Origin of the sequence: Lacticaseibacillus camelliae DSM 22697 = JCM 13995 (assembly GCF_001311195.1) — a bacterium.
GTDB lineage: Bacteria > Bacillota > Bacilli > Lactobacillales > Lactobacillaceae > Lacticaseibacillus > Lacticaseibacillus camelliae.
On record NZ_BBAJ01000092.1, the window covers coordinates 1 to 8081 of the forward strand.

The 8081-nt window shown below is 48.4% G+C and carries 10 protein-coding genes and 4 pseudogenes; all 14 read right to left on the reverse strand.

Going from position 1 to position 8081, the window contains the following annotated elements; all coding sequences use genetic code 11:
* Window positions 1–1332: pseudogene (locus JCM13995_RS11965) on the reverse strand (conjugal transfer ATPase TcpF); the annotation flags it as partial.
* Window positions 1316–1707: pseudogene (locus tag JCM13995_RS11970) on the reverse strand (conjugal transfer protein). The pseudogenes JCM13995_RS11965 and JCM13995_RS11970, both read right to left, overlap by 17 nt.
* 61 nt (window positions 1708–1768) lie before the next feature.
* Window positions 1769–2266: an antirestriction protein ArdA gene (locus JCM13995_RS11975; protein ID WP_054665960.1), complete on the reverse strand. Its 498-nt coding sequence runs from the start codon at window positions 2264–2266 to the stop codon at window positions 1769–1771.
* A gap of 3 nt (window positions 2267–2269) precedes the next feature.
* Window positions 2270–2491 (reverse strand): hypothetical protein, encoded by a 222-nt coding sequence (locus JCM13995_RS11980; protein WP_014571615.1) that lies wholly within the window; start codon window positions 2489–2491, stop codon window positions 2270–2272.
* A 98-nt stretch (window positions 2492–2589) separates the two neighbouring features.
* Window positions 2590–3324, reverse strand: coding sequence for a DNA-methyltransferase (locus JCM13995_RS11985; protein ID WP_054665962.1), 735 nt, complete (start codon window positions 3322–3324; stop codon window positions 2590–2592).
* A 130-nt stretch (window positions 3325–3454) separates the two neighbouring features.
* Complete coding sequence (locus JCM13995_RS16325; RefSeq protein ID WP_082397857.1) at window positions 3455–3649, reverse strand: hypothetical protein; 195 nt, start codon at window positions 3647–3649, stop codon at window positions 3455–3457.
* Between the two features lie 120 nt (window positions 3650–3769).
* On the reverse strand, window positions 3770–4960 hold the full coding sequence (locus JCM13995_RS11995) for an XRE family transcriptional regulator (RefSeq protein WP_054665964.1): 1191 nt from the start codon (window positions 4958–4960) through the stop codon (window positions 3770–3772).
* A 235-nt stretch (window positions 4961–5195) separates the two neighbouring features.
* Window positions 5196–6050, reverse strand: a complete 855-nt coding sequence (locus tag JCM13995_RS12000; protein ID WP_054665966.1) for an ImmA/IrrE family metallo-endopeptidase — start codon at window positions 6048–6050, stop codon at window positions 5196–5198.
* On the reverse strand, window positions 6047–6328 hold the full coding sequence (locus JCM13995_RS16330) for a helix-turn-helix domain-containing protein (protein ID WP_054665968.1): 282 nt from the start codon (window positions 6326–6328) through the stop codon (window positions 6047–6049). The genes JCM13995_RS12000 and JCM13995_RS16330 overlap by 4 nt, the downstream gene beginning before the upstream one ends.
* Before the next feature lie 35 nt (window positions 6329–6363).
* Window positions 6364–6723: pseudogene (locus JCM13995_RS17255) on the reverse strand (DUF5986 family protein); the annotation flags it as partial.
* Window positions 6724–6742: 19 nt separating this feature from the next.
* Window positions 6743–7045 carry a DUF5986 family protein gene (locus tag JCM13995_RS17260; RefSeq protein WP_156314476.1) on the reverse strand — a complete coding sequence of 101 codons (303 nt, stop codon included), beginning with the start codon at window positions 7043–7045 and terminating at the stop codon, window positions 6743–6745.
* A gap of 138 nt (window positions 7046–7183) precedes the next feature.
* The gene (locus JCM13995_RS12010; protein ID WP_054665971.1) at window positions 7184–7444 is read right to left on the reverse strand and encodes a hypothetical protein; all 261 of its coding nucleotides are present in this window, start codon (window positions 7442–7444) and stop codon (window positions 7184–7186) included.
* Window positions 7441–7716 carry a hypothetical protein gene (locus JCM13995_RS12015; RefSeq protein WP_054665974.1) on the reverse strand — a complete coding sequence of 92 codons (276 nt, stop codon included), beginning with the start codon at window positions 7714–7716 and terminating at the stop codon, window positions 7441–7443. Before JCM13995_RS12015 ends, JCM13995_RS12010 begins: the two co-directional genes overlap by 4 nt.
* Window positions 7706–8081, reverse strand: a pseudogene (locus JCM13995_RS12020) (ATP-binding protein); the annotation flags it as partial. The pseudogene JCM13995_RS12020 and the gene JCM13995_RS12015, both read right to left, overlap by 11 nt.

Sequence of the window (8081 nt, forward strand, 5' to 3'; positions counted from 1 at the left end):
GCGTCCGGTGTCCACGTTGTACCCGATGTAGATACCTTCTTTTTCGCCGAGCGATTGTGTCGCACCAAAGCCTAGTGAGGCGATGAAATCGCTGGTCACATATTGAATATAGTCGTTGATGTAGCGCTTCGAGGCAGGGATAAACTCACTGTGTAGTCCTAGCATGTCGCCAAATGGCCGCACGAGCTTTATGTTGAGGCTGTCGTAGAAGTCAAGTAGCTGATCGGCACGGCGCTTCATTTCATCTTCGGAACGCCCAGCTACGCGAATGACATAGCTAATCTTGTACATAGCGTCCTTAGTCTGATCAAGGTTGCTTTCAAGCTCATCGACTGAATCCAAGGCGTCGCTGACGCCGCGTGTGGTCTCGTTGCCGGACTGATAAGCATGTTCGTCGAGGTCTTTCAACTCCTTCTTTTTGTTACGCACCTTAGTCAATGCCTTCTTGTTTGTCACGATCTCAACGTTCAAGCTAGTGTCGATTGGAAAGTCGAACTGGCTTTGCTGGAAGTAGAAGATCTCGCTGCCGGGAAATTCGAGTTCACCCACGATGTCGGAAAGCGTCAGGTACGTCACATAGCTGGCGTCTAGCCCGTGGGTAATCTTAATGGAGCGTTGGTGCTGCTCAATCAGCGACCAGGTTGGTTTGATCAGGTCATAGCGTTTGATAATTGTGTCGCGCTTGGACTTCTTGCGGGGCAAGTGATAGTCATAGTCGTCGTAATCTTGCCCAGTCATGCCGTAAAGGTGTTCGAGTAGGTAGCCGAAGTCGTTCTTGTCGAGCGGGCGGACTTTGAACCGGCGGCCAATTTTTTTCGGCAAGGAACTTAGCGGACTTGGCGTAGCGTTCCACTTCGGCGTTGTTCATGGTGAAGAAATCACCAGCGAACGTTGTGTTGAACTCGGAGAAGAAGTCCCGAATGCCTAAAGACATATCCTTGAAGATAGACTTGGCGGTAACCTCAGCGTCGTTCAGCAACAGCTTAAAGCCGATGAAGAATCTGTAATCGACTTGATTGTCACCGACGTTTTCGGTCAACGCTTCGGCTTGGCCGTCGATATGCTGGAAGGCGATGTCTTTGAGCGTTCCTTTGACCAACTTCTTCGAGCGGTCGAGGGTGTCCCGGACACTGGCTTCGGTGGCGAGCTGCAATAAATGGAGCTTGCCGTCACGGTTCTGGGAGATCAGTTGACGGAAGTTCTCATGGACTTGTTGCTTCTGTTCGGGTGACAGAAAACTGTAATTGTAAGGGACTAGTTCAAAATAGGCGAAACACTCCCCGTCAGTGTTCCAGAGAGATTGTCTTCGATATACTTAATTGGAAATTTCATTGTGGTACCTCCAAACGTAGGTCACCGCTGTGTCTTGTTTCTCTTTTTGCGACTTCACGGGTTTACCAGCATAGGTGAGCTTCGGGGTAATGGCATAGTTGATCACCGACCGCAGGAATCCCATTGGTTTCTTGTTGTCGAAGGTCTTTTGGCTCATGAACCACGTTAGCCCGGCAGGAATGCAACGTACTTGAGAAATGCGCCGTCAATGAATGACAGAGGTGGCAAGTCGCCCAGCAGCATGACCGCAAACAGACTGACGATGAACCACGTCATTTGCTTAAAAGTAATTGGGAACGGTAGTTGCAGGTCATTGATGGCATACAGCACCTTTTCCACTGACCAGATGCTGGTGTAGGATCTGACTTTCTTCATGTGATCTCCTTTCGTAGTGAGATAAAAAGGCTGACGCCTTTTGTAGCGCCAGCCCAGAGAGTTAGTCTAATAATTGGTAGATGCCATAAGGTGTTTCAACGAAACCTCCTTCAATTTCGAGGTCACGTCCGACTTTGGCATAGTCGATATAGTTTTCGACTTGTGGCGGAATGTCGCCGAACCAGTCTTCGTCAGCCAGTTCTTTGGCCAATTCCGTCATGTTCGCAACGTGATAACAGGCGATGTCGTCTTTGTGCGCAGCGAGTTCGATCACGTTGTCGTACCATTCGCCGATAAGCTCTTTGATGGCAGGGTAAATCTCGGTGCCTTTCAATGCTTCAATGGCCGCGGCAGCTTCATTTATCTCACCAATCGTTGAATACTCACTAAAGACAACGGGGCCTTCGTAGTCCTGAACCATGTACTCTTCGTACTGGTCGTTCAGTCCTAGCTTTTCGGTAAGTTCTTCATTGTTGATTGGTGGCGTGAACCAGGCACCAACAATTTCACCCTCATTATATTTGCCAAGATTAGCAATAAAGACTTTGATGTCGTCCATAGGTTAAGCCCCCATGACGCGATTGAACAGATTCAGCAGCACGTCTTTGACGCCAGCCGTGTTGAATACCAACCCCACGGCAATGATCGCAATGATCAGAAAACCGATGAGCTTAGAGAACTCCCTCTTGAAGCCCAGGTAAACACCGATAATGGCAATCGCCATCAGTACCAAGCTCTGGGCGTTTGAAGTGAACCAATTAAACAAGTTTTGTCCGAAATTCATAATAATCATCCTTTGATTTTTAGTTTTGCGACCAGGGCTCCTTTCAAGATTGCCGCTGTTTTGATGTGGTCAGCGGCGACCAGATCGTGAGTGATGAATCAGAATAGTTCAGTTTGCGTAGCATGATGTTGCTTGATTCGGTCGTTAGCCCGGCGCCAGTATTCTTCGCTAATTTCATAGCCGATGAAATGGCGGTCAGTGTCCATTGCGGCAATCGCGGTGGTGCCAGACCCCATACAGTTATCCAGCACGATTCCGCCGGGCTGGGTGTAAGTCTTGATGAGGTAGGCAAAAAGATCGACGGGCTTTTGTGTCGGGTGCCAGCCGGTGCGATCAGACTTGTAGTTGAGCACGTCAGACGGGTAGTTCGTCCACTCTTGCGTGTAGCTATCAGGTGCGTTCCACGGGTGCAGCTGGTTGGCCCTCTCATACTTGCGTGAGTTGACGGTTTTGTTATAGGGGAGTAGTCCTTGAGGAAAATAATTCATTCCTTTGGTATCAGGGGAGTTACCAAAGTTAGCTGTGCCCGATTTTGAGAAGACGAGAATCTCCTCGAACCGGGATAGCGGACGGTTCTTGGCATTAACGAAGTTGGTGACAGTATTCTTGATCCAGACCCACTTGTAGCGGTACAAGGCCGGATTTGATTGTACTAAGTCCGCAGAGAACCGTTCGGTTGCGGTGAGTACGATCGCGCCTTGAGGTTTAATGAGCCGTTCGTATTGACCCCAGAGGTGGGCAAACGGAATCACCTTGTCCCAAGCGTTTGCTGTGGTGCCATACGGTAAGTCGCACAGGATCATGTCGATAGAGGCTGTTGGTAAGTCCGCCATACCTTCCAGACAATCGCGATTGTAGATGACGTCTAGTTCGATTGCGTTGATACTCCTTTAGTTGAATTTGTGACCATCACTCCTTTTTGAATTGCGATTGTTTTGGCGCGGTCAATCGCGACCAAGTCTGTTAATCGAAAAATAGGTCTTCCACTGGTGCAGCGAAGACCGGCCAGCCTGATTCTTCGGCTGTTTGATAAAGCAGTCGGCGCAGTTCACCGTAGTTCAAAGCGCGACCATCACGGCCAATCAATGCCGCTGGGTGTTCTTGTTGCTGGTGCCGCCAAGTGATGTAGTTTTGTGCCGTGAAGCCAAAACTATTCATGTCGCAGATACGGCGGTACTTCTTGTGTTCAACGACGCGACTAGCACGGCCTTGTAGACGTAGACGTTCAGCACGCAGTCTTTGAATGCCTTGCCTCGCAGCGGGTGAGAAGCAAGCACGTCATTGACCAAACATGTCACCTCCTAGTTCTTCGCTACCGACAGTCTGCTGCTCAATCAGCTTGAGGTGCTTGTCGGTTAGTTCGGCGTCCTTGATCATGAGCTGTAAGTCAGTAGTGCCGAAGTAGTTGTCAATTTCCTTGATAACCTTGAGCGTGGGCATGACTTGCTTTTGGAGCCACGCTTTGGTCTTGTTCAGGTCAAAGGGTTGTGGGTCAGTAGTTAGGCGGATCGGCTGACGACCTTTACCAATGAAGTATGCCCAACGTTCGTTGAGCGGCCACTTGAGGCGGCTTTTGTCCGGGACTTCATCCACGAAGCGCATATAGCGGGTGATGATACCGAACGCAACCTTTTCAGCGTCGCGGGTAATCAGCATATTCTCAATCGCTTTAATCGCCCGCTCGTTCTTCAATCGAATCTCAAATCGGTTGATGATCGGCGTGTCAGCAATCGAGATGCCATGCTTGGCAGCTTGTTCAGCGGCTTTTTCGTATATGCAGAAATACACGTCGCTTTTCATCGTGCCGACGTAAAGGGTATTGCCTCGGCCAGCCTCGTCGAGATCCACGAGCTTGCCTGATTGCAGCCCTTGAAACGACCGCATGACGGAAATGCACTCGTTGTTCAGGCACTTATCGACCAGCTCTGGAATGTTTAGCAGGCCAACCTTGTCGTTAATCGCAATATCAACCCGCTTGAAGATGCCGCCAGCTTCATCGACCCGAAGAAAGTAGTCGTACCAGTTCTCACCGCGGCTAAGTAGAATGCCTTCAAACTCTCGGCAGCCTTGACCTTTCATCTCAACCAATGTGCCGAGGTTGGAGCCAACCGGTGCCACCATGACCTGAATGTTGGAGAAAATATACATGGCCGAATAACCGTAGAAGCCGTGTTCCTCAAATATGAGGTGTTCTGGGGTCAGCCCGAGAATCTTGGTGATCACGGCCTTGGCGTCATGTGTGGGAAACCGTATCCGCATGTAGTCAAACATCAGCGTCAGTTCTGGTTCATCGTTCCAATTCTTGAGCAGCCGGTCGATTTCCATTTGTAGAGACGAACTAGGGTTAGTCTTACCGTTTTCCACTTGGACGTAATGCATCCGTGTGACACCTAAGCGCCGGGCGACTTGAGCTTGCGTCAGTCGTAATTGTTTTCGATGTAGCTTAACTTGTTCATGCCAAGAAAACACATTTAGCCTCCTTTGATTTTTGAACAAAAAAAGATGGATGCGGGGTGCAATCCATCATTTTATAACTATTCAATTTAAACCTGTCATATCAGGCTTTCTACCTTGTGTTCAGGCACAGACGTTGTATTTAATACCCCCTGTTAGAGTACTGGGGGTAAGCGGTCGGCTGGCGCCGACCGCTGCCACTCACGCTTGCGGCTTTCGCGCTGCCCGCCGCGCGTGGCGGCAGGCCCTTTTAGGCCAGTGGTTTTAGTTGCACAATATCGGCCTTGAATCGGCTGATCGGAACTCCGATGACCTGTGCAAGTATTTCCGTTGGGAAAGCCACCCCGTACTCACTGTTGAGTATTCCCGGCAATTCTCGTGCTTGTAAAACGTTTGCGCTTTCCAATAAGTCGAGAGACTGATGTAAGAGTTGCGGCTTTGAGGGCTCTACGATACCATCAAGTTTCTCTTTCTTTCGCCAGCCGCGGGCACTGATGCGTTTTTGAAGGCGAAGATACTGATCGGCATTGATTAAGCGGAGCGAGCGAGCACGGTGCACCATTGCACCGGCAGCTACGTACCATTTCATCTTAAGGCGAATATATTCATCAAGATCCATTAGATTGCCACTAATAGATTTCTCAAATGCTTGTGCGGGTAACAAAAATTCTGAAGCAAATTCGTCAGCTTCTTTTTCCATTTGACGATATTCTTGAGTATCAAGAGTTTGTGGCTCCACACTATCTGAATGAAGGATAAAATGTCCCAATTCATGTGCAAGGCTAAATTGCTGACGAAAGAAGGTTGTGCTGTTAGCATCTACGAGTACGACGTAATAGCGGTGTTGGTTGACATCGACATAGCCGCTATGGGCGTCAATTTTTTCAGAACCAGAATTCACGAGTGCTACCAAAATACCATGACTTTCTAGAAGTCGAAGTACATTTTTGATTGGATCATCTCCAAGCTCCCAAGACTGACGAAGCTGGATAGCAGCAGCCTTGGGGGACTTTGATGTGATGTCCTCCTGAAATAGCGAAGGAAACTCGACATATTCACTGAACATGTTCCGTACAAGGCCGGTTGCTTTTTTTGTACGTTTCACTTGGCATTTTTTTCAGACTGGGTGGAAGTCAAGCGGCTTCTAAAGTAGGTTCCTTCATCTTTATATTCAAATTTGTTGGTACCAGTAAAAAAATCAACTGGGAATTGAAGCTCCCTGACGATTTTCTGAAAAACTTCAAGCCCCGGCTGAGCAGTTCCTCTTTCATATCGAGAGACCATCTGTTTTGAAACGCCGGCTTTTTCGGAAAGGCTTGTAATGGTTAGCCTACGATAGCGCCGAGCTTCCCGAAGACGGTCACCATTCAATTCAAAGCCCATTTTGCAACATCCTCACTAATAGTTAATTGTAGGCATTATGCCTTTTTGATTTTAAGCTTGACCAACGGGGTCGACTCGCTAGGACGTTTAACAGGATCAGTTCCCAGCGAATCTTCTTCAGTTGTTTCTTCTTGATCAACAAGCATGTCGCTGATGTCCATGCTTTCAATCGTCGAGCCGTTTTGGTCAAGCAGATAAACAGCGCCACCAGTCGGTAATGATTCAGCATAATCGAATGCTACGACATATACGCGATCGATTTCACCAGCGAATTCACCTAAGATATTGTCACAGTCTTTTTCTCGTGCTGCTTCTTCATCTTCGTCAAGTTGGAAAAGTGATTGTTGCTCACTTTTCGCTTCGGGATTTAGGCGAAGTAGGCTGAATAAGTAGTGGTGGCAATACCCGTTGGCTTTAAATCTTTTTTTGCAGTGCCTTTAAGTTGTCATGCGTCATCAATAGGAAGACTTCGCGTTGTTGTACATCGACAACTGCTTCAAACTGCCAAAAGCCGCCACGTTGAACGTGACGAATTTTTATATTATCATTTTCTGGAAACTTGTCAGTAGTCTGTTGACCACGACGAGCCCAAACAGCTTGGGATAAACCAGTATGATTTACGGAAGCAATCGAGGCATCAAAGTCAGGGCGTACATCGCGAGCGGTCGTAGACATGACATCGACTGCTGCGTGGAGGATAGTTGGGTTTGGTTTCATTGCAAACCGACCTTTCGTATTTGATATTAGAATCATATCACGTCGGTTGACGAAATTCAACAAAATCCGATTTTTACGCATTTTAGTATCACAGTTTCTCAAAACGACGCAGCTTAATTTTTCCCATTTGAGATATAATCAGTAGTGGTGCGCCAAGTCATGGTAGGTGAGAACCATGCCGTCGCCAGAAATATCAGCCGTGAACCAGAAGTACACGGGTTTGCCTGATACGGTGCGGTCAGCGGTAAGCTCTAGCCAGTGATCACCGTCTTCCCACGGCTCGATGTAATCGCAAAGCTCCATCAAGGCGTCTTCGGCGTCACTCATTGTCCCAGCTTTGATTGTATTGGCGTAGTCTTCTGTAAATTGCATCTTGTTTCTAAATTGTGGTGTAATCATTCTTCATCACCTTCATCTGCGACGTTGGTGTAAGTCATGATCAAGCCACCGTCGTCGCCAGTGGTAACATTGAACCAAAAGCGTTTCGGAAAGCGATCAGCGGTCAGTCCGCCGGGAGCGCCCATCCAGATTCGTGAATCCGGGTACTCGTGGGCGTGCATTGCCATCCATTCGAGTTGGTCTTCCGCGTCTTCGCCAGACTGGAAAGGTACGTTTTCGTGAAAGTCGTTGAGGAATTGCGATCTGTTTTCGATTTTGACATCAGTGTTCATTTAGCATCTCCTGTTCTGTTGGGGTTGCAGGAACGGTATTGGCTACGGCACCAATTTCGGTGAGGAAATCATAGCCGCGCGGTACTAGTGGTGTGTAAAATTCAGAGATCACGCTACCGCCAGTGTCAACATAGCCTCGTCCCTTGATTGGTTTTTGGAAGAAGTCCTTGTTGGTTTCGCCGAACATCATGGAATAGCCCAGCTCACTCATGCGCCCAAGAGCGACCCGGAACATGAACTGATCTCTTATCCCGTCGCCCAAATACTTTGCGTCAGGGCGTTGGCAGGCCAACACGAGAAAGAAGCCAGCTTGACGGCCAAGCATGACAATCTGTTTGAGCTTGGACATGACTTGCATGGCATCA